Annotated in this window: 22 protein-coding genes; 8 read left to right on the top strand and 14 right to left on the bottom strand. The window is 64.4% G+C overall.

Annotated features, from left to right (window positions below):
• Positions 1-20 precede the first annotated feature (20 nt).
• Positions 21-446: an HIT domain-containing protein gene (locus tag XH80_RS22140; protein ID WP_271600400.1), complete on the top strand. Its 426-nt coding sequence runs from the start codon at positions 21-23 to the stop codon at positions 444-446.
• A 3-nt stretch (positions 447-449) separates the two neighbouring features.
• Here the strand turns inward: XH80_RS22140 and tsaA are convergent, their stop codons facing one another.
• From tsaA to XH80_RS22120, 4 genes are all read right to left on the bottom strand, one after another.
• Positions 450-941, bottom strand: a complete 492-nt coding sequence (tsaA, locus tag XH80_RS22135) for a tRNA (N6-threonylcarbamoyladenosine(37)-N6)-methyltransferase TrmO (protein WP_271600399.1) — start codon at positions 939-941, stop codon at positions 450-452.
• Positions 942-973: 32 nt separating this feature from the next.
• Positions 974-1,324 (bottom strand): AzlD domain-containing protein, encoded by a 351-nt coding sequence (locus tag XH80_RS22130; protein WP_271600398.1) that lies wholly within the window; start codon positions 1,322-1,324, stop codon positions 974-976.
• Positions 1,321-2,061, bottom strand: coding sequence for an AzlC family ABC transporter permease (locus XH80_RS22125; RefSeq protein WP_271600397.1), 741 nt, complete (start codon positions 2,059-2,061; stop codon positions 1,321-1,323). The genes XH80_RS22130 and XH80_RS22125 overlap by 4 nt, the downstream gene beginning before the upstream one ends.
• Positions 2,062-2,215: 154 nt before the next feature.
• Positions 2,216-3,178, bottom strand: coding sequence for a lytic transglycosylase domain-containing protein (locus XH80_RS22120; protein WP_271600396.1), 963 nt, complete (start codon positions 3,176-3,178; stop codon positions 2,216-2,218).
• 82 nt (positions 3,179-3,260) lie between these two features.
• Here XH80_RS22120 and XH80_RS22115 point away from each other — a divergent pair, with 82 nt between their 5' ends.
• A complete protein-coding gene (locus tag XH80_RS22115) occupies positions 3,261-3,899 on the top strand; it encodes an HAD family hydrolase (protein WP_271600395.1) in 639 nt (212 codons plus the stop codon).
• Here the strand turns inward: XH80_RS22115 and XH80_RS22110 are convergent.
• Both XH80_RS22110 and XH80_RS22105 read right to left on the bottom strand, forming a co-directional pair.
• Complete coding sequence (locus XH80_RS22110) at positions 3,896-4,936, bottom strand: phenylacetaldoxime dehydratase family protein (protein ID WP_271600394.1); 1,041 nt, start codon at positions 4,934-4,936, stop codon at positions 3,896-3,898. The two genes, XH80_RS22115 and XH80_RS22110, sit on opposite strands and share 4 nt — an antisense overlap.
• Before the next feature lie 28 nt (positions 4,937-4,964).
• Positions 4,965-5,981 (bottom strand): carbon-nitrogen hydrolase family protein, encoded by a 1,017-nt coding sequence (locus tag XH80_RS22105; protein WP_271600393.1) that lies wholly within the window; start codon positions 5,979-5,981, stop codon positions 4,965-4,967.
• 206 nt (positions 5,982-6,187) lie between these two features.
• On the opposite strand from XH80_RS22105, the gene XH80_RS22100 reads away from it, so the two are divergent.
• The 4 genes from XH80_RS22100 to XH80_RS22085 all read left to right on the top strand — a co-directional run bounded on the left by XH80_RS22100 (position 6,188) and on the right by XH80_RS22085 (position 10,142).
• On the top strand, positions 6,188-7,144 hold the full coding sequence (locus tag XH80_RS22100; RefSeq protein ID WP_271600392.1) for a helix-turn-helix domain-containing protein: 957 nt from the start codon (positions 6,188-6,190) through the stop codon (positions 7,142-7,144).
• A gap of 154 nt (positions 7,145-7,298) precedes the next feature.
• A complete protein-coding gene (locus tag XH80_RS22095) occupies positions 7,299-8,324 on the top strand; it encodes an aldo/keto reductase (RefSeq protein ID WP_271600391.1) in 1,026 nt (341 codons plus the stop codon).
• Between the two features lie 86 nt (positions 8,325-8,410).
• Complete coding sequence (locus XH80_RS22090) at positions 8,411-8,572, top strand: hypothetical protein (protein WP_167353994.1); 162 nt, start codon at positions 8,411-8,413, stop codon at positions 8,570-8,572.
• 148 nt (positions 8,573-8,720) lie between these two features.
• Positions 8,721-10,142 carry an MFS transporter gene (locus XH80_RS22085; protein ID WP_271600390.1) on the top strand — a complete coding sequence of 474 codons (1,422 nt, stop codon included), beginning with the start codon at positions 8,721-8,723 and terminating at the stop codon, positions 10,140-10,142.
• A 76-nt stretch (positions 10,143-10,218) separates the two neighbouring features.
• Here the strand turns inward: XH80_RS22085 and clpA are convergent, their stop codons facing one another.
• The 3 genes from clpA to XH80_RS22070 all read right to left on the bottom strand — a co-directional run bounded on the left by clpA (position 10,219) and on the right by XH80_RS22070 (position 14,268).
• Positions 10,219-12,627, bottom strand: a complete 2,409-nt coding sequence (gene clpA / locus XH80_RS22080; RefSeq protein ID WP_271600389.1) for an ATP-dependent Clp protease ATP-binding subunit ClpA — start codon at positions 12,625-12,627, stop codon at positions 10,219-10,221.
• A 292-nt stretch (positions 12,628-12,919) separates the two neighbouring features.
• Positions 12,920-13,252 carry an ATP-dependent Clp protease adapter ClpS gene (gene clpS, locus XH80_RS22075; protein ID WP_027530069.1) on the bottom strand — a complete coding sequence of 111 codons (333 nt, stop codon included), beginning with the start codon at positions 13,250-13,252 and terminating at the stop codon, positions 12,920-12,922.
• Between the two features lie 677 nt (positions 13,253-13,929).
• Positions 13,930-14,268 carry a phasin family protein gene (locus XH80_RS22070; RefSeq protein WP_271600388.1) on the bottom strand — a complete coding sequence of 113 codons (339 nt, stop codon included), beginning with the start codon at positions 14,266-14,268 and terminating at the stop codon, positions 13,930-13,932.
• Between the two features lie 389 nt (positions 14,269-14,657).
• Between XH80_RS22070 and XH80_RS22065 the strand changes: the two genes are divergently transcribed.
• The gene (locus XH80_RS22065; RefSeq protein ID WP_271600387.1) at positions 14,658-16,460 is read left to right on the top strand and encodes a D-alanyl-D-alanine carboxypeptidase; all 1,803 of its coding nucleotides are present in this window, start codon (positions 14,658-14,660) and stop codon (positions 16,458-16,460) included.
• Positions 16,461-16,684: 224 nt separating this feature from the next.
• Here the strand turns inward: XH80_RS22065 and XH80_RS22060 are convergent, their stop codons facing one another.
• The 4 genes from XH80_RS22060 to XH80_RS22045 all read right to left on the bottom strand — a co-directional run bounded on the left by XH80_RS22060 (position 16,685) and on the right by XH80_RS22045 (position 20,639).
• The gene (locus tag XH80_RS22060) at positions 16,685-17,410 is read right to left on the bottom strand and encodes a DnaJ domain-containing protein (RefSeq protein WP_271600386.1); all 726 of its coding nucleotides are present in this window, start codon (positions 17,408-17,410) and stop codon (positions 16,685-16,687) included.
• A 64-nt stretch (positions 17,411-17,474) separates the two neighbouring features.
• Positions 17,475-18,230 carry a VWA domain-containing protein gene (locus XH80_RS22055; protein WP_271600385.1) on the bottom strand — a complete coding sequence of 252 codons (756 nt, stop codon included), beginning with the start codon at positions 18,228-18,230 and terminating at the stop codon, positions 17,475-17,477.
• A gap of 152 nt (positions 18,231-18,382) precedes the next feature.
• Positions 18,383-19,243 (bottom strand): alpha/beta fold hydrolase, encoded by an 861-nt coding sequence (locus XH80_RS22050; protein ID WP_057751481.1) that lies wholly within the window; start codon positions 19,241-19,243, stop codon positions 18,383-18,385.
• Between the two features lie 472 nt (positions 19,244-19,715).
• Positions 19,716-20,639 carry a division plane positioning ATPase MipZ gene (locus XH80_RS22045; protein WP_057751483.1) on the bottom strand — a complete coding sequence of 308 codons (924 nt, stop codon included), beginning with the start codon at positions 20,637-20,639 and terminating at the stop codon, positions 19,716-19,718.
• A 272-nt stretch (positions 20,640-20,911) separates the two neighbouring features.
• On the opposite strand from XH80_RS22045, the gene panC reads away from it, so the two are divergent.
• Positions 20,912-21,763, top strand: coding sequence for a pantoate--beta-alanine ligase (gene panC / locus XH80_RS22040; RefSeq protein WP_271600384.1), 852 nt, complete (start codon positions 20,912-20,914; stop codon positions 21,761-21,763).
• On the opposite strand, the gene XH80_RS22035 is transcribed toward panC, so the two are convergent.
• Entirely contained in the window at positions 21,760-22,200 is a 441-nt protein-coding gene (locus tag XH80_RS22035) for a DUF1489 family protein (RefSeq protein WP_271600383.1), read from the bottom strand. The two genes, panC and XH80_RS22035, sit on opposite strands and share 4 nt — an antisense overlap.
• Between the last annotated feature and the right edge of the window lie 91 nt (positions 22,201-22,291).

Below are 22,291 nucleotides of genomic sequence, written 5' to 3'. Positions count from 1 at the left end.
TATTCCCGGGAGCCGCCGCCATGACCGCCTATGACCCGAACAACATCTTCGCAAAGATCCTGCGCGGCGAATTTTCCTGCCACAAGATCTACGAGGATGAGCATGTGTTCGCCTTCCTCGACATCATGCCGCGGGTAACGGGCCACACGCTGGTGATCCCGAAGGCCCCTGCGCGCAACATCCTCGACATCAAGGCGGATGACTACGCCCACGTCGCCCGCGGCGCGCACAAGATCGCCGCGGCCGCGATGAAGGCATTCAAGGCCGACGGCATCACCGTGCAACAGTTCAACGAGCCCGCCGGCGGACAGGTCGTATTTCATCTCCACATGCACGTGCTGCCCCGGCACGACGGCGTCGCCATGCTGCCGCCCGCGAGCCGCAAGGAAGACGTCAAGGTGCTGGAAGAGAACGCGGCCAAGCTGATCGCGGCGCTGAAAGCCTGACCGTCACTCCGTCTGGGAATCCCCAGCCTGCGCCGCGGCCAATGGGGTGAACTCGCAGCGATCCGGCTTGATATCGATCAGTGGCGTATTGTCGATGCAATCGAGGCCGCGCACCAGAATCGCATTGCCTTCGATGCCGACCAGCTTGACGATCGAGGTGCCGATCGGATTGGGCCGCACCGGCGAGCGTAGTGAAAAGGTGCCGCGGGTCTTCTCGTTGTTCTTCGGGCTTTGCAGCACGATGTCGCGACGCGACTGGTCGAGCCAGTAGAGCACTTCGAGATTGCTGTAGAAGTCGACGCCCTTGATCGCCGGCACGAACGGCTCAAAGATCTCGAGGCGGCAGATCGGGCCGTCCTGGCGCCCCTGCCGTGGGGTCTCCAGCCGCGAGGTCCAGGGCGTGCGGATGCGGCCGATGAAGACGAGGCCGGCATCTTCCGTGGACGGCAGCTCGATGGCGACTTCGCCCTCGCGGAGCTCGTTTTCGCGAACCATATTTCCGGTTCCTTGGCTATTCGCTGGTGGTTTTAGCCCAACCACCACTTGCCGGCCAGCATGAAGACTTCGCCGGCGACAACGCCCGCGAAGATCGAACGGCGGGTCAGCAGGAAGACGACGAGGCCGGCGGCCACTGCGCCATAGCGCAAGCCATCCGGCACGCTGGCGAGCGCGCCGGGCGGCTGGACCACGATCTGGGCGATGACGCCGGCGAGGATCGCGGTGGCGATCGCCCTCACCCAAACCAGCAACTCCGAGCCCTCATCGATGCCGCCGCCGAACCACAGGCCGAGCATGCGCCAGATCTGGTTGGGCACGACCCCGGCGACGAACAGCACGACCAGCGCATGCCAATCGCCGATCAGTTGCGCAGCGTTCATGCGCGCACCTCGCGCCACCAGTGCACGCCATAGGCGATGGTGCCGGCGGCCACGCCGCTGACGAGGATGTCGAGGCCGGAGTTCATCTTCGCCGCCAGCGGATAGAGCAAGATGCCGAGCGCAAGTGCGACCACGTCGGCAACCTCGCGGCTGTTGCGCGCAGTCGAAAACAGGAAGGATAGCGGCGTTAGCAGCAGGATCGCGGCGCCCAATGCCTGCGTCAGATTGGCGGCGAGGAAGTAGCCGACCGTATTCGCGGTGAGACACACCGAGACCAGGCCGAAGCCGAGCCCGTTGACGAAGGCGATGCGCCGCTCGCGCGGCACAAGCGGCAGGAAGCGATGGCATTCGACCCACAGCGTCACCGCCGTGAGATGGGCTGCAAAGAACAGCTCGCGCCGCTTGGTCGTCGGCGTGCGCATCAGGGGCAGCACCGAGACCACCATCGGAAACAGCCTGATCGCACTGACCGTGACCGCGATCGCCGACTGGATGATGGTGGCGCCGGAGCCGAGCGTCGTGATCAGGATGATCTGCGCCGGCCCCGCCCAAACGAACAGCGTCGAGCAGAGCGCCCAGAGCAGGCTGAAATGGGTGTCATGCGCGAGCGCGCCGATGCCGAGATAGGTCGCGAACAGGACGAGCGTGAGGATCGTCTGCGTGATCGAGCGCACTCCCCAGGCGAAGGCGCGCCAGGAACTTTGCCATTGCGGGGAATCGAGCGGAGGGAGCGCCACGGGAGCTTGGCCGAGGGTTGCGGAATCGTGCCTGCATAACGGGCAATGCCGGTCGCCTCGTCAAGGAAGCCCGCGGCGGGGCTGGCATGCGCGTACAGCCAACGGCCGTCATTCCGGGGCGCCGCGCAATGACAGGAGGTGAGAAGCGCACCGCCTATCCGCTCACGCCGCGGTTCTTCAGCACGAAGCAAGCCCCGCCTGCTTTCCGGATGCGGTTGCAGAGATCGTCCGCCTCACTTCGCGTATCGGCACCAATGCGCACCTGGTAGAAAGCGTGCGAGCCGCGGCTGCGCACCACCGAACTGAGCAGGCTCGGATCGCGCTCACCGATCACGCCGCTAAGCCGCGTGACGGCACGGGAATACATCGCCAGCGCCTTGTTGCGGTCGAAGCCCGCGGCCAGCTGAACCCCCCAGATCTTCGCAGCGGCGAGCTCGACATGCTGCTCGAGTTCTGCGACGAACGGGTTCGGCGCGCGCTTCAGCAGCGCCATCAGGTCGCGGCAGCTCGTCGGCGGCGAGCTCGGCGGTCCCTTGCCGCTGCTGCCGGCCTTGGCCCATGTATCAACGCTCGCGCCGGTGATGGCATAGACGTAATTGCGCGTCTGCTCTGGCATGGGACCAGTGCCCGCGAGCCATTCCTGGACCCGCCGCGGACCGGCATTGTAGGCGGCGGCGGCGAGGCCAAGATTGCCGAACTGGTTGCGCAGCTCGTTCAAGAACTCGGCGGATTTCGGCAATGCCTGAACCGGATTGAAGGGGTTGAGAAGCCCGCGCTCGCTCGCGGTCCCCGGCATGAACTGCGCGATCCCCTGCGCCTGCTCGCCGCTGCGCGTCACTGGTCCGATCGCATCGGCCTGGAAACGGCTTTCCTGCCAGATCACACGGGCGAAGAATTCCAGCGGCAGATTGGCATCACGCGCGGCCGCCTCGACGATCAGGCAGATCGACTCCCGCGTGTCGCTCTCGCGCGCAGGCTCGTTCCCTGCCGGTTTTGCCGGCGCCTCGGGGCCAAGCTGTGTCGGAGGGACCGGAGCATCCTCGGCCAGCACCGGCGTGCAAACGAACGCCGCCGCAAGCAGCCACCAGATCCGCTTCTGAGCCCCGACGAATGCCATGTCGCTCCCAAACTCGGCCCTTGAACTCGGCCCCCAAGGCAACTAGCAACGGCGGGAATTAGCAACGTTGAGCCCGGCCAGGATGCAGACAATCTATTTTGATCTCGACGGCACGCTGACCGATCCAAAGCCCGGGATCACCGGTTCGATCCAGTACGCCCTGAAAAAACTTGGGCAAGCGGTCCCTAGCCAGGATGAATTGACCTGGTGCATCGGGCCGCCGCTGCATGCGAGCCTCAAGAAGCTGACCGGAACCGACGCATTGGCCGACCAGGCGCTTCTGCTCTACCGCGAACGGTTTTCCGAGGTCGGGCTGTTCGAGAACACACCCTATCCGGCCATCCACGACACGCTGGCGGCGATCGCCGCAACGGGCGCGCGCATGTTCGTCGCGACCAGCAAACCCGCTGTCTATGCAAGCCGCATCATCGAGCACTTCGGCCTGAAATCATATTTCGAGCGGGTGTTTGGTTCGGAGCTCGACGGCACTCGCGTCGACAAGCGCGACCTGCTGCGCTACGCGCTCGAGGAGACCAAGGTCGACGCCGCCAGTGCCATCATGATCGGCGACCGCAGCCATGACGTGGTCGGTGCCCGGACCAACGGCATGACGGCGATCGGCGTGCTCTACGGCTATGGCAGCGAGGCCGAGCTCAGGGATGCCGGCGCGCATCACATTTGCGCGGTGCATCCGGAGCTGCTCGGCCACTGCGTCGCCTAAGCGGCAACCGTCTCGACCGCCGCAAGCATTCCCGTCTTCGGATGGCAGTTCAGATATTCGAAGAACTGCTCATCAGCAGCCGCCACCGTAACCTCGTGATAAAGCCGCAGCTTCGCTGATGGCCCCAGCGTCGAGAGATATTTCATCGCCGCGCCGAAGATTTTGACGTGGGTCGGGTGCGACTCCGCCCAGCGCTCCAGTGCAGCCAAGCTCCTCCACCAGCTCTGGCCGTATGATTTTTCACTTGCCTTGCCGTCAGCCGAGAGCACCCGCATGTAGCGGTTGGCATAGCAACCGATTCCGAGCCCGTCATCGCGCAGGAAATCCATGCCCTCGCGCAGCACCGGTTCGACATCGTCGAGATAGAGCTTGCGTTCCGACGCTTCCGTATCGCTCCAGTCCTGCCCGGAGCGGATCAGGCAGAGATTGTCGTGCGCCTTCACCCGCAGGCGTGCACCGTCACGGATCAGCTCAGGATTGCCACCAGGCGACATCGGGTCGGTCTGCGACAGCGGAATGCGATCGCGCATGCCGCCCCAATAAGCATGCTCCTGCACCTCACCGCTCATGCCCTCGGCGATAGCCGCAACGCCTTCGGACCTGCCTAACGAGGAGAATAGCGTCTCGTGCCGTGCCACCGCGGGGCGCAATACCTCGATGAAGGTGCCGATGCCGTCGCGCGACTCTCCGGTCCACGCCTCACGCGCCGGCGCAAACCAGGTGTCGAAGCGTGCAATGTCGTCCCAATAGGCCACCGAAACGATGTTGGGGTGTCCGGCCTGGTCGACATAGTGCGCGCGGTCCCAATGCGTGGGACCGCCCTCACCGGCAAACAGCCTGCCGATTTCGGCGAGCGCTTCCGTCGCAGCCGCCGATAGCGCTCCACGATGCTGCACCCCGAAATAGGCCATCACCACGCGGCTCACTCCGGGTTTGTAGCGCGCCACGAAAGATGGATATGGCGGCTGATAATCATCAGGCACGCGCTTGTGACGCGTGCGCGGGGTTTCGAGATGCGCGGGAATTGCGGATTCCATGATCATACCCTCCCCTCGATCGCAGCGATCAGCTCGCTGCCGCGCCGATTTCCACCGGCTCGACGGTGTCGACCGGCAGCGCGAACTGCTCGACCCGCTTGTACGGCTTCTTGTTGAGCAGCAGCCGCGTGACGTCGGGCCGCGAATAATGCCCGGCGGGATCGGCTGCGTTCTTGGCGACGCCGATGGCGCCGAGGTCGATCTCGGCGATCAGCAACCCTTCCTGGTCCGGCGCGAGCTTGTCGCCGATCTGGCTGCCGTCGGGCCCGTAGATCGCGGCAAACCCGCCGCCGACATGCAGCAGCGCATTCTTGTCCGGCCGGTCGCAGAGCTCGTCGATCATGGCCTGCGACACCGTCGCGCACGGCGCCAGCACGAAGCAGGAGCCTTCCACCGCATAGACGCGCGAGGCGGCGTTGTTGACCTCGGCCCCTAACGCCGGCGCGAACGGATCATAGAGCGAGAAGCTCGGCCAGGCCGCGACATGCACCTGCTCGTTCTGGGCGTACATCGCGTATTTCGACAGCGGCTGGAGATGCTCCCAGCAGCACAGCGCGCCGAGGCGGCCGATGTCGGGCCGCGCATGGACCGCGAGATCGCTGCCATCCCCCTCGCCATACACCGTCCGCTCGGCATGGGTCGGTCGCAATTTGCGGCGTTTTGCGATGGTCTCGCCGTCGGGTCCGATCAACCATTGCGCCAGGTAAAGGCTGCCGCCGTCGCGCTCGGACAGGCCCATCACCGCGGTGAGCCGAGCTTTCCGCACCGCATCGCGCAGTCGCTCCGCCTGCGGGCTGTCATAGGCCAGCGAATTGTCAAAGTAGCGCTGCACAAAACCGCGGCCGATCGCCCAGGCCGGCGAGTCCAGCCAGATATGCCAGGGGTATCCGGGGATGAACGCTTCCGGAAATGCGATCAGCTTGGCGCCCTTCTCGGCGGCCTCCCTGATCAGCGCGACCGACTTGTCGATCGAGGCGTCGAGATCGAGCCAGGCTGGCGCTGCCTGCACCACCGCGACCTTGTATTTCGGATGTTCGATGCCCATTGCCGCCTCCCTTGCCGGTTGATCCAAAACCACGTCCGATGCAGTCTATTGGGCCAAGCCGGGCGGCCGCGCTCGACCACGGCGGAACAAAAACTCGACTGGCAAGAACACGAGTAGGGAGCGCGACCCGGTATGGAACTTGCCTGCAATCAGGCATGATCTGTGTCACCCATGCGGTTTGCTGGACGTGAAGGGGAGGCCTGACAATGACAATCCAGTTCACGACAGACGGCAGCCCGGGCTACCGGCGGCTTGCTCTCTGGCAGGACATCGTCTGCGATGTGTTCGTCGGGCTCGACTGCAAGTCCGACCTCGGCAGCGCCTTTCACGGCTCGGTCACGCAGGCCCCGCTCGGCAAGGCCGTCTGCTCCGAGGTCTGCTCCGAGCGCCAGCACGTCTTCCGCACGCCCTCGCGCATCGCACGTTCGGATCAGGACTATGTCCTCGTTGCACTCGGCAATCGCGGCGATGGCGGCGTGGTGCAGGACGGCCGCGAGACCGTGATCCATCCCGGCGAGTTCGCGCTCTACGACACCACGCGTCCCTATGAGTTGAAGTTCAAGGACACGTTCTCCCAAACCATCTTCAAGGTGCCGCGCGAGATGCTGCAGCGGCGGCTGGGCGGCACCGAGACGCTCACCGCGATCACGTTCGGGACCGATGCGCCGCTCGAGCGGCTCGCCTATGATTTCATCTTCAAGCTTTGCCAAAGCGCGGATCGGCTCGCGCCGAGCAGTGCGGCCGCCCTTTCCGAGCAGGCGGTCGACTTGCTGGCGATGGCGCTGAGCGAACGGCTGGGCGGGACATCACTGCCGTCCTCGACGCATCGCTCCGCCCTGCTCTACCGGCTCAAGGCGCATATCCGCGCGCGCCTCGCCGATCCCGATCTCTCGCTGGCCGAAACGGCCGCTGCTCTCGGCATCTCGCCCCGCTACGTCAACGACCTCCTCGCCGACGAGGACACTTCATTCCAACGCCATGTGCTTGCCGAACGTCTCGCGCAATGCCGGCGCGACCTCGCCTCGCCCCTGCTCGCCCATCGCCACATCAGCGAGATCGCGTTTGCCTGGGGCTTCAACGACGTCTCGCATTTCGGCCGCGTCTTCCGCGAGCATTTCGGGATGTCGCCGCGCGACTACAGGCAAAGCCAGCTACGGCACTAGGATCTGCCAACTCGATGACATGCGTCTGCACGAGTAGGCCATTCCGCCAGCAAGGCGGGTATGTCAACGCGCCGTAGGACAACACATCTGCTTGCACTACGATCTCTCCCCAGGGCCGCGCCAATCAATCAGCGGCTAGCCGAGGAGCAGTTCGATGGAACACCGACGCTTGGGCCGATCCGGCCTCATGGTGCCCGCTTTGAGCCTTGGCACGGGCACGTTCGGCGGCGTCGGCCGCCTCGCGGCCTGGGGGACGACCGACGCGACCGAAGCGCGGCGCCTTCTGGACATCTGTGTGGAAGCCGGCGTGTCGATGTTCGACACCGCCGATGTCTATTCGCTCGGCGAATCCGAACGCGTGCTCGGCGAAGCCATCAAGGGCCGGCGCGACAAGGTGCTGGTCTCCACCAAGGCAACCTTCCGCTTTGGCGACGGCCCCAATGACATTGGCTCATCGCGCCAGCATCTGCTCGCGGCCATCGACGGCTCGCTGAGCCGTCTCGGCACGGACTATATCGACCTGTTCCAGCTTCATGGCTTTGATGCCATGACGCCGCCGGAAGAGGTGCTTGCCACCCTCGACGTGCTCGTGCGCGCCGGCAAGATCCGCTATGTCGGCGTGTCGAATTTCTCGGGCTGGCACCTGATGAAGTCGCTCTCCATTGCCGACAAGCACGGCTTCCCGCGCTACGTCGCCAACCAGACCTACTATTCGCTTGTAGGGCGCGACTATGAGTGGGAGCTGATGCCGCTCGGCCTCGACCAGGGGTTAGGTGCCGTGGTCTGGTCACCGCTCGGATGGGGCCGTCTCACCGGAAAGATCCGCCGCGGCCAGCCGAGGCCTGAGGTGAGCCGCCTGCCCCAGACTGCGGATTTCGGGCCGCCCGTGCCAGACGAACACGTCTATCGCGTCGTCGACGCGATCGACGAGGTCGCCAGGGAGACCGGCAAGAGCGTTTCGCAGATCGCGCTGAACTGGCTGCTGCAGCGCCCGACCGTGTCGACGCTGATCATCGGCGCCCGCAACGAAACGCAATTGCGCGAGAATCTCGGCGCGGTCGGATGGTCGCTGACCAAGGACCAGATCGCCAAGCTCGACGCGGCGAGCAAGGTGACGCTGCCCTATCCGTACTGGCACCAGCGCGGGACCTTCTCCGACCGCAATCCGCCGCCGGTGTGATCGGCTCTCTGGTAAGAGCCGGCTTGAGCTGCATCAATCCGGTCCACGCTGACCATGGCACCATGCTGGCCCCACGAGGCAATCCGATGCGCCGATTTGCCATGAAGGCTCTGTTCACAGCCCTCAATCTCGACCGTGCAGAGCGGACACGGATCGACTGGGATCGCCGCATCGTAATTTTCTCTACGGCCGTCACGATTGGGCTGATAGCACTCTACATCTACGGCAAGGCGACCTCGCGCTGGTGAGTGTGCGAACAGCGCGCCGATCCATGTCCCCAGCGCTGCCAGACCTGCTTCCGGCACAGGAACCGGCCGTGTCCTGCCGGGTTGCGATGGACAGCGCAATTTCCTAATCGAGGGGACACTCACGGCTCGAATCAAGCACGCCCCCACCATGTCGTCTGTCCCGATCGAGCATGCCGACGGCTTGCCGCAACCCCAGCGCAACCAGGCGGTGCTGACGATTGCGCTCGGCATCATCATGGCCGTCGTCGACAGCGCCATCGCCAATGTTGCGTTGCCGACGATCGCGACCGACCTGAACGCGAGCCCGGCCTTCTCGATCTGGATCGTCAACGGCTATCAGCTTGCGATCACGATCTCGCTGCTGCCGCTGGCATCGCTCGGCGAGATCGTCGGCTATCGCCGCGTCTATCTGGTCGGCCTTGCGCTGTTCACGCTCGCCTCAGCCTTCTGCGCGCTGGCGCACACGCTGCCGCTGCTCACGATCGCGCGCATCCTCCAGGGCTTCGGCGCAGCCGGCATCATGAGCGTCAATTCGGCGCTGGTCCGCTTCACCTATCCGCGCAACCTGCTGGGCCGCGGCATCGGGCTTAATGCGCTGGTCGTCGCCTTCTCCGCCGCGGTCGGGCCGACGCTTGCCGCCGGCATCCTCGCGGTCGGCAGCTGGCCCTGGCTGTTCGCCATCAATGTGCCGCTCGGCGTGGTCACGCTGGTGCTCGGCCTGCGCAGCCTGCCGCACACGATCCTGGCGAGCCATTCATTCGACTGGCAGAGCGCGGCGCTCTCGGCGATCACCTTCGGCGTCGGCATCGCCGCGATCGACAGCGTCGGTCATGGCGAGGCGACGCTCACCTGCCTCGTCCAGTTCGCGATTGCGATCGTCGCCGGCGCGCTCCTCATCTACCGCGAGACGCACATGAAGTCGCCGCTGCTGCCGGTCGACCTGCTGCGCATCCCGGTGTTCGGACTGTCGATCGCGACCTCGATCGCCTCTTTCTGCGGGCAGATGCTGGCCTTCGTCGCGATCCCCTTCTACCTCCAGAGCCGGTTCGGCTATTCGGCCGTGCATATGGGTCTGTTGATCACGCCATGGCCGATCGCAGTGGCGTGCGCGGCTCCCCTCGCCGGCCGCCTGGTCGAGCATTATCCAGCCGGCCTGCTCGGCGGCATCGGGCTGACACTGTTTGCCTGTGGCCTCGGCGCGCTCGCTTTCCTGCCGGCAAATCCGACCCCGCTCGACGTGGTCTGGCGGATGGCGCTGGCGGGCGCCGGCTTCGGCCTGTTCCAGACCCCCAACAACCGCACGATGATCGCGGCCGCACCGCGCGAGCGGGCCGGTGGCGCCAGCGGCATGCTGGGCACCGCGCGACTGCTCGGCCAGACCACGGGTGCGGCGCTGGTTGCGCTGTTCCTCGGCCGCTATCCGGTCGACGGGACCCGGATCGCTCTGCTCGCCGGCGTCGGATTTGCACTCTGCGGCGCCGTGCTGAGCATGTTGCGGCTGTCGCCGGCCGGCGCGCGCGGCGCCGAGCACGTCCGCGTACAGGACGATCAGCGCCTGCGCGGCGAGTAACACCGCCCACCACAGACGACGACCCAAACAAAAAGGCCGGCTCTGCAGCCGGCCTTTTCGATTCATGATGCGCCGATCAAGCCTTGACCAGCGGGCCCTTCGAGGTCGGCCCCTTGGAGCCGCCGGGGCCGCCCGGCTTGTTGGGCTTGCCCGGCGGACGCTTGCGGGCGGGCAGCTTTTCCTGCTTCGGGGTGACCGGCCCCTCGACGAACTCGAAGCCGATCTTTTCCTTGGTCTCGTCGGCCTCGTCCTTGACCAGGACGACGCGAACGTGGCCACCGCCCTTGAGCTTGCCGAACAGCACCTCGTCGGCCAGCGGCTTCTTGATGTGCTCCTGGATGACACGGGCCATTGGCCGCGCGCCCATCTGCTCGTCATAGCCGTGCTGGATCAGCCAGGTCTTGGCGGGCTCGGACAGCTCGATGGTTACATCGCGGTCGCCGAGCTGCGCCTCGAGCTGAAGCACGAACTTCTCGACCACGGTGCCGATCACCTCGACACTGAGATGACCGAACGAGACGACGGCGTCGAGACGGTTGCGGAATTCCGGCGCGAACTGCCGGTTGATCGCCTCGTGGTCGTCGCCTTCCCGCTTGGAGCGCGTGAAGCCGAACGCCTGCCTGGCCAGATCCGCCGCGCCCGCATTCGTGGTCATGATCAGGATCACGTTGCGGAAGTTGACCTGCTTGCCGTTGTGGTCGGTGAGCCGGCCGTGGTCCATGATCTGGAGCAGCACGTTGTAGAGATCCGGATGCGCCTTCTCGATTTCGTCGAGCAGCACCACGCAATGCGGATGCTGGTCGACGCCGTCGGTGAGCAGGCCGCCCTGGTCGAAGCCGACATAGCCGGGAGGCGCGCCGATCAGCCGCGACACGGTGTGCCGCTCCATGTACTCGGACATGTCGAAGCGCAGCAGCTCGACGCCGAGCGTCGCCGCGAGCTGCTTGGCGACTTCGGTCTTGCCGACGCCGGTCGGACCCGAGAACAAATAGCAGCCGATCGGCTTCTCCGGCTCACGCAGGCCGGCACGGGCCAGCTTGATCGACGCGGCAAGCGACTCGATCGCCTTGTCCTGGCCGAACACGGTGCGCTTCAGGGTCTGCTCGAGATGCTTGAGCACTTCGGCATCGTCCTTCGACACGCTCTTCGGCGGGATCCGCGCCATCGAAGCGATCGTGGTCTCGATCTCCTTGATGCCGATCGTCTTCTTGCGCTTGTTCTCGGCTACCAGCATCTGCGCCGCGCCTGATTCGTCGATCACGTCGATCGCCTTGTCGGGCAGCTTGCGGTCGTGGATATAGCGCGAGGACAGCTGCACCGCAGCCTCGATCGCCTCATTCGTGTATTTCAGCCGGTGGTAGTCCTCGAAGTACGGCTTGAGGCCCTTGAGGATGGCGATGGCGTCCTCGACCGTCGGCTCGTTGATGTCGATCTTCTGGAAACGCCGCACCAGCGCGCGGTCCTTCTCGAAGTGCTGGCGATATTCCTTGTAGGTGGTCGAGCCCATGCAGCGGATCGTGCCCGAGGCGAGCGCCGGCTTGAGCAGGTTCGAGGCATCCATCGCCCCGCCCGAGGTCGCGCCTGCACCGATCACGGTGTGGATCTCGTCGATGAACAAAATGGCGTTGGGATGCGCCTCGAGCTCCTTCAGCACCTGCTTCAGGCGCTCCTCGAAGTCGCCGCGATAGCGCGTGCCCGCGAGCAGCGTGCCCATGTCGAGGGAGAACACGGTGGCGGCTGCCAGGACCTCCGGCACTTCGCTGTCGACGATGCGCTTGGCGAGGCCCTCCGCGATCGCGGTCTTGCCGACGCCGGCCTCACCCACGAACAGCGGATTGTTCTTCTGCCGGCGGCACAGCACCTGGATGGCGCGGTTGATCTCGGAATTGCGTCCGATCACCGGATCGATCTTGCCGTCGCGCGCCTTCTTGTTGAGGTTGACGCAATAGGTCTCGAGCGCCTCGCCCTTCTTCTTGGAGTCGTCGGTGCCCTTGGTCTCGGTTTCCTCGTCGACGCCGCGCACGGGCCGCGCCTCGGAGACGCCCGGCCGCTTGGCGATGCCGTGGCTGATATAGTTGACGGCATCATAGCGCGTCATGTCCTGCTCCTGCAGGAAGTACGCGGCATGGCTCTCGCGCTCGGCGAAGATCGCGATCAGCACGTTCGCGCCGGTCACCTCTTCACGACCGGAGGACTGCACGTGGATCACCGCGCGCTGGATCACGCGCTGGAAGCCGGCGGTCGGCTTGGCGTCGTCGGCGCCATCCGTCACCAGATTCTCGAATTCGGTCTCAAGATAATTGACAAGGCTCGTGCGGAGCTTGTCGAGATCGACGCTACAGGCGCGCATGACCGCGGCTGCATCGGAGTCGTCGATCAGCGAGAGCAAAAGATGCTCGAGCGTCGCGTATTGGTGATGACGCTCATTGGCGATCGCCAGCGCACGATGCAGGGATTGTTCAAGGCTTTGGGAAAAAGTCGGCATTCGCGTCCTCTATGGCCCCCACCATCATGATCGCCATCGCCCGGTCAGGCAACAACAACCTTTGTCACATATAGTTATACAAGATCGCGGCAAAAGACCGGTTCCGCGACTCTACGGGCATTGCGCGCCCACCGCATCCTCAATGCAAAACCCGTTCCGATTTGGGCAAAACTGCCCATTTGGGCAGGACAGACGCCGGCGCTGAGTCGGCCGGATCACGCCGCGGCATGCGCTGGCGTCACACACCGCACGAACAGAAGCACTCCAAGGAACGCCGGATTCGAACGCGCGGTTACTTCTTTTCCATCACGCATTGCAGGGGGTGCTGGTGCTTGCGGGCGAAATCCATCACCTGCGTCACCTTGGTCTCGGCAATCTCGTAGGTGAACACACCGCACTCGCCGATCCCGTGATGATGGACATGCAGCATGATCTTGGTCGCGGCCTCGACGTCCTTCTGGAAGAATTTCTCCAGCACATGGACCACAAACTCCATCGGCGTGTAGTCGTCGTTCAGGATCAGCACACGATAGAGGTTCGGCCGCTTGGTCTTGGGTTTGACCTTGGTAATGACAGACGTGTTCGGCCCCGCCGGGCCACCGGAACGGTTCTCGTCGTTGCTCATCCGGGGAGCATGGGCGGCGGCCGCCGCGGACAGGTCGAGTCTGGAAGTCAATTGCAGCATGGCTCAGGCGTTCAAATTCCCCACGGAAGCGTCTGACGGTCCGCCGCGCCGCCCACACGCGTGGGTCTCGCGCCGGCGCGCCGCCTTGTCGGATCGCCGCTTCCAACCGGTCCGGTCGAGCCGGATCGATTGCAGGCAATATGGGCCCGCCCCCGGCTCGCCGCAAGCGTGCAAAGGCCCAGCCGATGCGGCCGCGGCGCCCCGATTCCCGGTCCGGGCGATCCTGGACAAGGTTAGTCAATCCAGACCGGTTTGACAAAAACTTCCCGCCCGCCTGTTCAGAACACGCTGATCAGGAACCCGACATCGACATGACCGCGACGTTTCGGCCCGGCCATTCCTCCGGGTTTCTACGGTCCGCTTCATCCGTTGTTCAACACTGAGGCGTGAGATCCAGCAAGACCACAATGACGCCGTCGTCATATTTCGCCGGCCCGCTGACAGCCGCCTTTGACGAAGGCGGCCCTATTTCAATGCGCTGCTCGTCGATACGTCCGCGCTGCCGAACATCACGCTCACCGCGGACCTACACCGGGAGCGCTATGCGAAGAGAGCCTCGTGCAAAATAAAAAAGCCCGGCTGATGCAGCCGGGCTTTGTGATCAGGAGTTCAGAAAATTAGTGGGCAGCCGGGGTGAACTTCGACACGACCGTCTCAACCGGCTTGAACGCCTGCTTGGCGAGGTCGCTGTAGAGGCCTGCGATCTTCTGCGATTCCGCGACGAAGGTTTCGTAAGCGGAACGGGCGAAATCGGTCTGCGCTTCAAGCGCCTTGTCCAGCGACTTCACGCCGGAAAGCTTCTCGACGAACGACTTGGTGTCTTCGAACGACTTCTTGGTGTAGTCGCCATAGGCGCTGGCGATCGCCTGGAGGCCGTGCTGCACCGAGGTTGCGGAGGCAACGTAGGTCTCGAAATGCTCTTTCCCGTAGTTCTGGAAGTCTTCAACCTTGAACATCTTGGAATCCTTTTTCCCTGGCTCGCGTCCGGAAGCCCCGGCTCCCTGACTCTGCCCACAATTAGTGCAATGCACAAAAAAGTCAAGAATCTTGTGCGGCGCACAAAAAATCGAGACCAGTTACGGAAATTCCCGGGCTTTCCCGCAAGGGTTTCTTAAGCTTTTGGAAACCGCCAGCCCCTACCCTGATTCCTTGGACGTGTTCGCTTCCGCAGGCGGCCAAAAGCCGTTTGAGAACATCACCTTAGCCAGAACAGCGGCTTAGGCCCAACGTCCCCCGCAGTGAACACCAGCGGAGGGACAGCCTGAGCAGGTAATGATCCCGGGTCCGCAGGGCACAATTTCGCCTCACGAGCCGGTGATCAAGTCACAAACGGGGACGGGGTTCCATGCTTCGTAGCAACTGGTCTTCCTCGCGCTTGGCGCGGGTTGGCGTTTTCGGGTTTCTCACGGTCACCACAGCCGTCATCTTCACGACCGATGCAGCCGACGCACGGCGCTATCGGCGCCACTATGCGCACCACCGGGTGCATCACGAGGCCTCCGAGAGCTACAGCCCGCAATTCGCGTCGATCATCGTCGACGGTAATTCCGGTGCGGTGCTGCAATCGACCAGCCCCGACGGCATTCGCCATCCGGCTTCGCTCACCAAGATCATGACGCTCTATCTTCTGTTCGAGCGTCTGGAATCCGGCAAGATGAAGCTCGATACCGAGCTGCCGGTGTCGCAGCACGCCGCCGACCAGGATCCGACCAAGCTGAACCTGCGTGCCGGCCAGACCATCCGCGTCGAGGACGCGATCAAGGGCCTCGTCACCCGCTCGGCCAATGACGCCGCTGTCGTGATCGCGGAAGCGATCGGCGGCAACGAGGACGATTTCGCCGCAATGATGACGCGCAAGGCGCGCGCACTCGGCATGTCGAAGACGGTCTATCGCAACGCCAATGGCCTGCCCAACGACGAGCAGGTGACCACCGCGCGCGACCAGGCGACGCTCGGCCGTGCCATCCAGGAGCGCTTCCCGCGCTACTATCGCTATTTCTCGACCACCTCGTTCACCTGGCGTGGCGAGCAGATCCGCAACCACAATCACCTGCTCGGCAGCGTCGAGGGCGTCGACGGCATCAAGACCGGTTACACCCGCGCCTCCGGCTTCAACCTCGTCACCTCGATGCGCCGTGGCAACCGCCACCTCATCGGCGTCGTGCTTGGCGGTCGCAGCGGCGGCTCGCGCGATGCCATCATGCGCAATCTGCTCGCCGAGAATCTCGAGAAGGGCGCAACCACCCACACGGTTGCCGCAGTGACCGAGCGCAATAGTGCCGATGCCAGCACCGACGTCGCCGATGCATCGGAGACCCCGGCACGCCCCGTCCCGCCGGTCCAGGTCGCGGCCGCTCCTGCTCCCGAGGCCCCCGCGCCGCGTCCCGCCTCGCGCTTTGCGGCGCTGGCGGCTGCAACCGCAGCGATGCCGCCGGTGCAGCCCAAGCCTGAAGCCAAGCCTACCGAGTCCAAGATCGAGCCGGCGCCTCTCACCAACGGCGTGATCTCGAGCCAGCCGCTTGCCCTCATTCCGGGTTCGTCCGAGCCGATGAAGCCGGTCCGGGTCAAGACGGTTCAAGTCAAGGCCGGCGCAGTCAAGGTCGCCTCCGCCGCCCCGACGCAGGTCGCACCGCAGGTCACCAACACGATTCCGGCCCGCGGTGACGTCGCCGAGACGTCCGGCGCCGTCGTCGCCAGGGCCGACATCGTCAACAAGCCGGAGCCCGCCCGAGCCGAATTGCCGCCGCAGCCGGCAGGCTTCGGCACCGGCAACGGCGTTCTTGGCGTGCTGCCGGCGGCCACCGCTGCCGCACCGGCGCCCGCGCCGGTTGCCAAGCTTGCCTCCGCCGATCCGGCGCCGCAGCCGATCCAGATGAGCGCCAGCAAGCCAGCCGTCACCCATAGCGGCTGGATCGTGCAGGTCGGCGCGCTCGAGAGCGAGAGCGAGGCCCAGCAGCGCATTGAAGCTGCCCGCAGCTCGGCCCGTGGCCTGCTGAGCAAGGCCGATCCGTTCACCGAGCCGGTCGTCGCCAGGGACAATCGCAAGCTCTACCGCGCCCGCTTTGCCGGGCTCGAACGGGACCAGGCCGAAGCCGTGTGCAAGACGCTGAAGCGCGCCGACATCTCCTGCATGACCGTCCGCAACTGATCTCTCGATCCTTTCGAATCAAAATGCCCGCGCCTTGCGCGGGCATTTTTGTTTTTGGGGACGTGGTGGCGCTGCAGGCTGTTCCGCGACAACCTCTCGTCAAGAATTTACGGTTAAAACTTTACCCAAGGGATCGACCACGCCGACAATGGCGGGCATCGGGGCGACGGCAAACAGAGCAAGGAAGCTCACGCGGTACGGGCGTTTGTGGCGTAGTGCCGGAGTTAGCCGTTATGCGTACGAAGCAGAGTATCCTTGGCCTCGTTTACCCGGGCAGCGAGGTACGTCGAGCCCCCCTGGTCGGGATGCAGTTTCTTCATGAGGGATTTGTGCGCCCGGCTGATGTCGTCGCGCCCCGCTCCCGGCTGCAAGCCAAGGATCTGATAGGCTTCCTCCGCCGTCATTTTGCCGCTCGCCGCCGTGCGGCGCTGCCCCCCTGCCGCGTTGCCCTGCGTGTTCTGACGCCAGGCGGGAAACCGGCGGTCCAGATAGCTTTCAAGTAAGGCCACGCTCTCGGCGTCGAACGCCGGGACCATCGCCAGCAGGCCGGCAAGATCGAACTCGTCGAGGCTGCGCCCGGCATACGGCCCGGAGACGATCTCGCCCGAGAGCTGGCCGGAATCGTGATCGAGCCGCATATCCAGGAATTGCGATCGCACGCGCGAGGCCCGACCGGAAGAGCGCGATGCGCCACCACCGAACAGCCCTCCGACATTGCCAAAGCCCGCATTCGCGAGCGGCGTCCAGCCGAGCAGTCCGGCTCCGAAAAGTCCGAGCGGGATCGCCACCGCCAGTTCGCCCCTCAAGCCGGTAAAGGCGGCGACCGCGAGCGCAACTACACCCCCGCCGAGCTTGATGGTGCGCGCCAGCACCGCCGGATTGGCGGCGCGGAACATCTGGAGCAACAAATAGAGCGTGATAACGGCGACAACGCCGGCGATCAGAGTCATGGCGTGAATATAGTCGCCCAATTGCCAAAAAGCATGCTGTCGCGCCGAACCGGAGGGGCCAGCCTCACTTCATCTGTCCGATCAACTGTGCAGCTCCGCCCGTCGTCTTCGCCAATCGCAGCAACGCCTCGCGGCCGCCGGCGGCATAGGCGGCGGCGGCTCGCAACAGCTCGCGGAGCTGTGCCGCCGCGCCCGGATCGAACCGGCACCAGGCACCGCCGGTCAAACGCGCGATCTCGCGAAACGCCTGTTCGGCGACCGCATCATGGCCTTCCTGAAACAGGAACACCGGCACCTTCAGCATGCCGAGCTCGCCGGCCTTGGCGCAGAGCGCGTCGACCTTTTCCTCCATGGCGTCACCGACGAAGACCACGGCACGTACGCCTGATCTAACCGCCTCGCGCCGCGCATCGGTCAGCACTCTGCCGATCTGGGTGTCGCCGCCGCGGCAATCGATCTTGCTCATTAGTGTTGCCAGCTTGCTGCTGTCGGAAATCCACCCCGTCGCGCGGCATTCATTGTAGCCGCGATAGTAGACCAGTCGGATGTCGAGGCTGCCAAGCGCCGCAGCCTCGCGAAACATGTCACCCTGAAGCGCGCAGGCCATGTCCCAGGTCGGCTGCCGGCTCATCGTCGCATCCAGCGCGAAGATCAAGCGGCCCTTCGCACCCGGTGCATGCGGAGACAATGCACGCGCCTTGGCGACGAAGGCGGCGACATCCTCCGAGGTCGAGGTCTTTGCCTGCGGCAGCGCGCCGTCGCTCTCGGCTCTCTCGGACACGGGATCGCTATGGCGCGGTTTGATGGGATCGCCGGACATCTGGCATCGCCCTTGGTGTCTCGCCACCAATGTGGATAGCGTGCCCTGCCCGGTCAATGTGCAAAGCCTCCGCAGGCGGGGCCGGCGGAGGCTTTGAGACTTGTTTCGGTCAGCTCTTCAGATCAGCTCTTCTCGGATCAGCTGTTCCAGGATCAGCTCTTGGCGGGCGCCATCAGGGCAACCGGACCGGGCTCCAGCACCTTCGGCGGCGACGACGTCGTGTCGACCGGCGCGATCGAACTATCGGTATCGCTCAGGAATTTATCGAGCATGCCCTGGATCGAATTCTTGGCATCGTCTGGACCGGTGTCGCGCATGTCGTTGTGCTGGAAGTCGGTCTTCACGACCTGGATACCGGCCTTCTCACACTCCTCGTCGGTCGGCAGCACGCCCGGATCGGTCTTGAACTGCGGATCGTGGGAGCGGAACGACAGGATCTTGAACTTGCCGGCGGTGACGAAGGGGACGCGGAGATTGTCCAGCGTCACGACTTTCTTGACCTCGTCCGGATACTGCTTGGCGAAATACATCGTGATGTCGCCGCCCATGGAATGGCCGACCATCGTCACCTTGGTGTAGTCGGCGTTGGGCTGAACCTTCTTCATCTCCTGCATCGCCAGATGGATATTGGCGACACCGCGCAGGATCTGCGGCAGGCGGCCGACATAGAGCTCGCCGGGCTTGGTCACCATCGGCGGATCGGTCGGCAAATCGTGCTGCGGGCTCACGACCATGTAGCCGCGCGCAGCGAAGATGTTGGCGAGGAAGCCGTACTCGGTGTTCTTGACGGTGTTGCCGTGATTGATCACCGCGACCGGAAGCGTGATCATGCCGGCATTGGCCTGCATTTCCTTGTCGCGACGGATTGCGATGTCGACAGGCACGGGACGATTGTCGCGCGAAGCGTCGTAGAAGGTGATGGTCTCGTGCTTGATGGCCCACTTGCTCGCCGTGAAATAGGCGACACTGAAGAGGGCTCCCACAGAAACCAGAACGGCAATTCCACGCTTCATTTTCGTCCTCAGCCTCAGGCCGTGCGGCCTGATCCCTGTTGAAAATCGTGTTTCTTCCGAGGCTCTTCGGCCCCTGGTCGCCTATTCCCGAATATATGTCACAGGCGCGTGACAGGAAGGCTAAATATTGTGAACCGACAGCCCTTTCATTGTGCGACGCACACGTTTGGTGGGCACCGCGTCTGATACCGCTACTTCGGGATACAGATGACCATCCGACGCACCCCGTCACGATCGGGTTCAATTTCACGGTGAATACTAGGTGAAAACAAACTTCAGGCCCAGCCGGTTCCCGCGGGAACCGGCCGGCCCTGATCGACCGGAAGTAGCGACGTACCGCGCCTAAAACATGATCCGGAAAAGTGTGAAGCGGTTTTTCCCTCGCGACATCAGCGGAACGCGTTTTGCGCGGAGATCATGCTCAAACAAAGAGCTAAAACGCGATGACGGTTCAACCCGATGTCATCGCGCTTCAGGCGCCTAGGATGTCGTGGACCTCGAGCGGTTTGTCCACCTGGCTGAACCACTCGGCGCGATTTGCCGCACGTCGCCGGCCCCGCTCGTCGAGCGGCAGCTTGAGCTGGCGCAGCAGGCTCGTGACCTCCTCCCTCGCGGTGAGGTGGCCGAGATTGGGTCGCATCCCGAGCGTCGCCTCGTCGATCTCGTCGAGGGCGGTCAGGCCGCGCGGAAAGAACTCGCGATAGACGACACGCTCGGCGAAGCCGTCGACGTAGCGGAAGCCGAGCCGCAGCGACAAATCCTTCAGCCCATCGGCGACGAGCTGCTTGTTGCGCGAGCCGAGCATCGACAGGCGATTGCGCACCACGATCCAGTCGGTGGTCGAGCCGTCGAGCTGACGGCGCTTGCGCCTGACATCGCGCACCATCTCGGCGTAATGGCTTTCCCCTGTTACCGCGTAGTTGGCGGGGTCGACGGTGCCGAGCACGTCGAAATCGAGGAAGCTGTCGTTGATCGGCGTCACCAGCGTGTCGGCCATCGAATGGGCCAGCCGCATCAAATAGCTGTCGGTGCCAGGTGTGTCGATGACGATGAAGTCGAAACTGCTCTCGACCGCCGAGACCGCCTCCATGAACTGCTGGAACTCGGAATTCTCGTTCTCGGCGATCAGCATGGTCTCGCCGAGCTTGATGCAGCGATGCACCGGCAGCTCGAGGTCGAGCTTGGTGCGGCGCGCCCAGGCGGACCGGTTGTTGATGTAACGAGTGAAGCTTTGCTGACGGCAGTCGAGGTCGATGGTGGCGACGCGCTGACCGGCCTTCAGGAGCGCAACCGCGATGTGCAGGGCGGTGGTCGATTTGCCGGAGCCGCCTTTCTCATTGCCGAGCACAACAACGTGCGCCGAGCCAGATTGGCTTTGGCTAGCCTGCACAAGCATGGCGATCCTCAACACCCCTTAAGCAATATCTTCGATTTGGCCGCGTCTGCGGTCAAGTGAAATGCGTGACAGGATAACGAAATCACAGTGCGATGATGGTCATCATGAATCGCGCGCGGCCTCGCCTGCGTGATCCAGCCCACAATGGCGCGACATCCTCGCTGTCAGCACGTGCTGTGCCCGATGTCGATGCATGGCGTCCACGGCCGGCGCTTGTTAAGGTTAGCCGGCTGCGCGGCTGGCGGCGCCCACCCCAACCTTCCCGAGCTCTGATGTCACCAAGCCCCTTGATCACCCGCACGGTGCCCGCCCTGCGACGCGCCGTCGACAATCTTCGCAAGCGAACGGCCACGGTCGCGCTGGTGCCGACCATGGGGGCACTCCATGACGGCCATGTGTCGCTGGTGCGCCTCGCCAAGCGGCGCGGCAGCCGCGTCGTCGTATCGATCTTCGTCAACCCGACGCAGTTTGCGCCATCGGAGGATTTCGGCGCTTATCCGCGGACTTGGACAGCCGACATCGCCAAGCTCGCAGCCGAGGGTGTCGACATCGTCTGGCACCCCGGCGTCGAGGCGATGTATCCGGAGGGTTTTGCGACTCGCATCGTCCCGGAGGGACCGGCGCTGGCCGGCCTCGAGGACCGCTTCCGCCCGCACTTCTTCGGCGGCGTCGCCACCGTCGTCGGCAAGCTGTTCACGCAATGCCGGCCCGACGTCGCGATCTTCGGCGAGAAGGACTTTCAGCAATTGCGCGTGGTCACGCAGCTGGCACGCGACCTCGACCTCGGCGTGAAGGTGATCGGCTCCCGCACCGTGCGCGAGCGCGACGGGCTCGCGATGTCCTCCCGCAACGTCTACCTCTCGCCCGAGGAACGCCAGACCGCGACCGTGCTCTACCGCGCCATGAAGGACAGTGCCGGCCGCATTCGCGCCGGCGAAGCGATCAGACCCGCGATGGCCCGTGGCGCCGAGACCATCGCCGCTGCCGGCTTTGCACTCGACTATTTCGAGGTGCGCAACGCAAAGACGCTGGCCCCTGTCACGTCGCGCAACGATGGGCCGCTGCGAATCCTGGTCGCCGCCAAGCTCGGCACGACGCGGCTGATCGACAATGTCGCGGTTTAGAGCAGTCCGAGATCGCGCAGCTCCCGCCGCATCGGCTCAGGCATCGCCGCGATGGTGCCCGCAGCCGACTTGCTGAGATCGGGCGGCACGGAATCCTCGGTGAGATAGCGCCAGCCCTGGAACGGACGCATCGGTCGCGGCGACACCGAAATGACCTTCGGCTGCATCACGATCCGGCAGCGTCCGATGCCATCCTTGTCCCGGAATGGCTCGATGCCGATGATCTTCTCACGTGCGGCGATCTCGCCCTTGATGACCCAATAGAGCGATCCGCCGGCGAGAATCTCGGCGTCGCGCTTCGGCACCATGCGGGTGATGTGGATGTGGTGTTGCGGCAGGCCTTTTTTCTTGGCTGTCTGCATCCGTTCGGCGACCCACCCCTTCAATTCCTTGACGGAGTCGCAGCCGACGGCAAGCTTGATCAGATGGAGTGGCATGGCCCAGCATTAGCGGGCCATGCACAGGTTTTCAAAGCCGAACTAATCGTTATCCGCAGCCGCGGGAGCCGCGCCCGGCGGCGGTGCGAGC

Source organism: Bradyrhizobium sp. CCBAU 45384 (genome assembly GCF_028128665.1).
GTDB classification, from domain to species: domain Bacteria; phylum Pseudomonadota; class Alphaproteobacteria; order Rhizobiales; family Xanthobacteraceae; genus Bradyrhizobium; species Bradyrhizobium manausense.
Note: the sequence above shows the minus strand (reverse complement) of the source record. Positions and strands in the feature narration are given on the sequence as shown.

What these genes read in the sequence shown, in the direction of transcription:
- XH80_RS22140 (WP_271600400.1), top strand. Translation starts at nt 21, where the DNA reads ATGACCGCCTATGACCCGAACAACATCTTCGCAAAGATCCTGCGCGGC.
- tsaA (WP_271600399.1), bottom strand. Translation starts at nt 941, where the DNA reads ATGGTTCGCGAAAACGAGCTCCGCGAGGGCGAAGTCGCCATCGAGCTG.
- XH80_RS22130 (WP_271600398.1), bottom strand. Translation starts at nt 1,324, where the DNA reads ATGAACGCTGCGCAACTGATCGGCGATTGGCATGCGCTGGTCGTGCTG.
- XH80_RS22120 (WP_271600396.1), bottom strand. Translation starts at nt 3,178, where the DNA reads ATGGCATTCGTCGGGGCTCAGAAGCGGATCTGGTGGCTGCTTGCGGCG.
- XH80_RS22115 (WP_271600395.1), top strand. Translation starts at nt 3,261, where the DNA reads ATGCAGACAATCTATTTTGATCTCGACGGCACGCTGACCGATCCAAAG.
- XH80_RS22110 (WP_271600394.1), bottom strand. Translation starts at nt 4,936, where the DNA reads ATGGAATCCGCAATTCCCGCGCATCTCGAAACCCCGCGCACGCGTCAC.
- XH80_RS22105 (WP_271600393.1), bottom strand. Translation starts at nt 5,981, where the DNA reads ATGGGCATCGAACATCCGAAATACAAGGTCGCGGTGGTGCAGGCAGCG.
- XH80_RS22100 (WP_271600392.1), top strand. Translation starts at nt 6,188, where the DNA reads ATGACAATCCAGTTCACGACAGACGGCAGCCCGGGCTACCGGCGGCTT.
- XH80_RS22095 (WP_271600391.1), top strand. Translation starts at nt 7,299, where the DNA reads ATGGAACACCGACGCTTGGGCCGATCCGGCCTCATGGTGCCCGCTTTG.
- XH80_RS22090 (WP_167353994.1), top strand. Translation starts at nt 8,411, where the DNA reads ATGCGCCGATTTGCCATGAAGGCTCTGTTCACAGCCCTCAATCTCGAC.
- XH80_RS22085 (WP_271600390.1), top strand. Translation starts at nt 8,721, where the DNA reads ATGTCGTCTGTCCCGATCGAGCATGCCGACGGCTTGCCGCAACCCCAG.
- clpA (WP_271600389.1), bottom strand. Translation starts at nt 12,627, where the DNA reads ATGCCGACTTTTTCCCAAAGCCTTGAACAATCCCTGCATCGTGCGCTG.
- clpS (WP_027530069.1), bottom strand. Translation starts at nt 13,252, where the DNA reads ATGAGCAACGACGAGAACCGTTCCGGTGGCCCGGCGGGGCCGAACACG.
- XH80_RS22070 (WP_271600388.1), bottom strand. Translation starts at nt 14,268, where the DNA reads ATGTTCAAGGTTGAAGACTTCCAGAACTACGGGAAAGAGCATTTCGAG.
- XH80_RS22065 (WP_271600387.1), top strand. Translation starts at nt 14,658, where the DNA reads ATGCTTCGTAGCAACTGGTCTTCCTCGCGCTTGGCGCGGGTTGGCGTT.
- XH80_RS22060 (WP_271600386.1), bottom strand. Translation starts at nt 17,410, where the DNA reads ATGACTCTGATCGCCGGCGTTGTCGCCGTTATCACGCTCTATTTGTTG.
- XH80_RS22055 (WP_271600385.1), bottom strand. Translation starts at nt 18,230, where the DNA reads ATGTCCGGCGATCCCATCAAACCGCGCCATAGCGATCCCGTGTCCGAG.
- XH80_RS22050 (WP_057751481.1), bottom strand. Translation starts at nt 19,243, where the DNA reads ATGAAGCGTGGAATTGCCGTTCTGGTTTCTGTGGGAGCCCTCTTCAGT.
- XH80_RS22045 (WP_057751483.1), bottom strand. Translation starts at nt 20,639, where the DNA reads ATGCTTGTGCAGGCTAGCCAAAGCCAATCTGGCTCGGCGCACGTTGTT.
- panC (WP_271600384.1), top strand. Translation starts at nt 20,912, where the DNA reads ATGTCACCAAGCCCCTTGATCACCCGCACGGTGCCCGCCCTGCGACGC.
- XH80_RS22035 (WP_271600383.1), bottom strand. Translation starts at nt 22,200, where the DNA reads ATGCCACTCCATCTGATCAAGCTTGCCGTCGGCTGCGACTCCGTCAAG.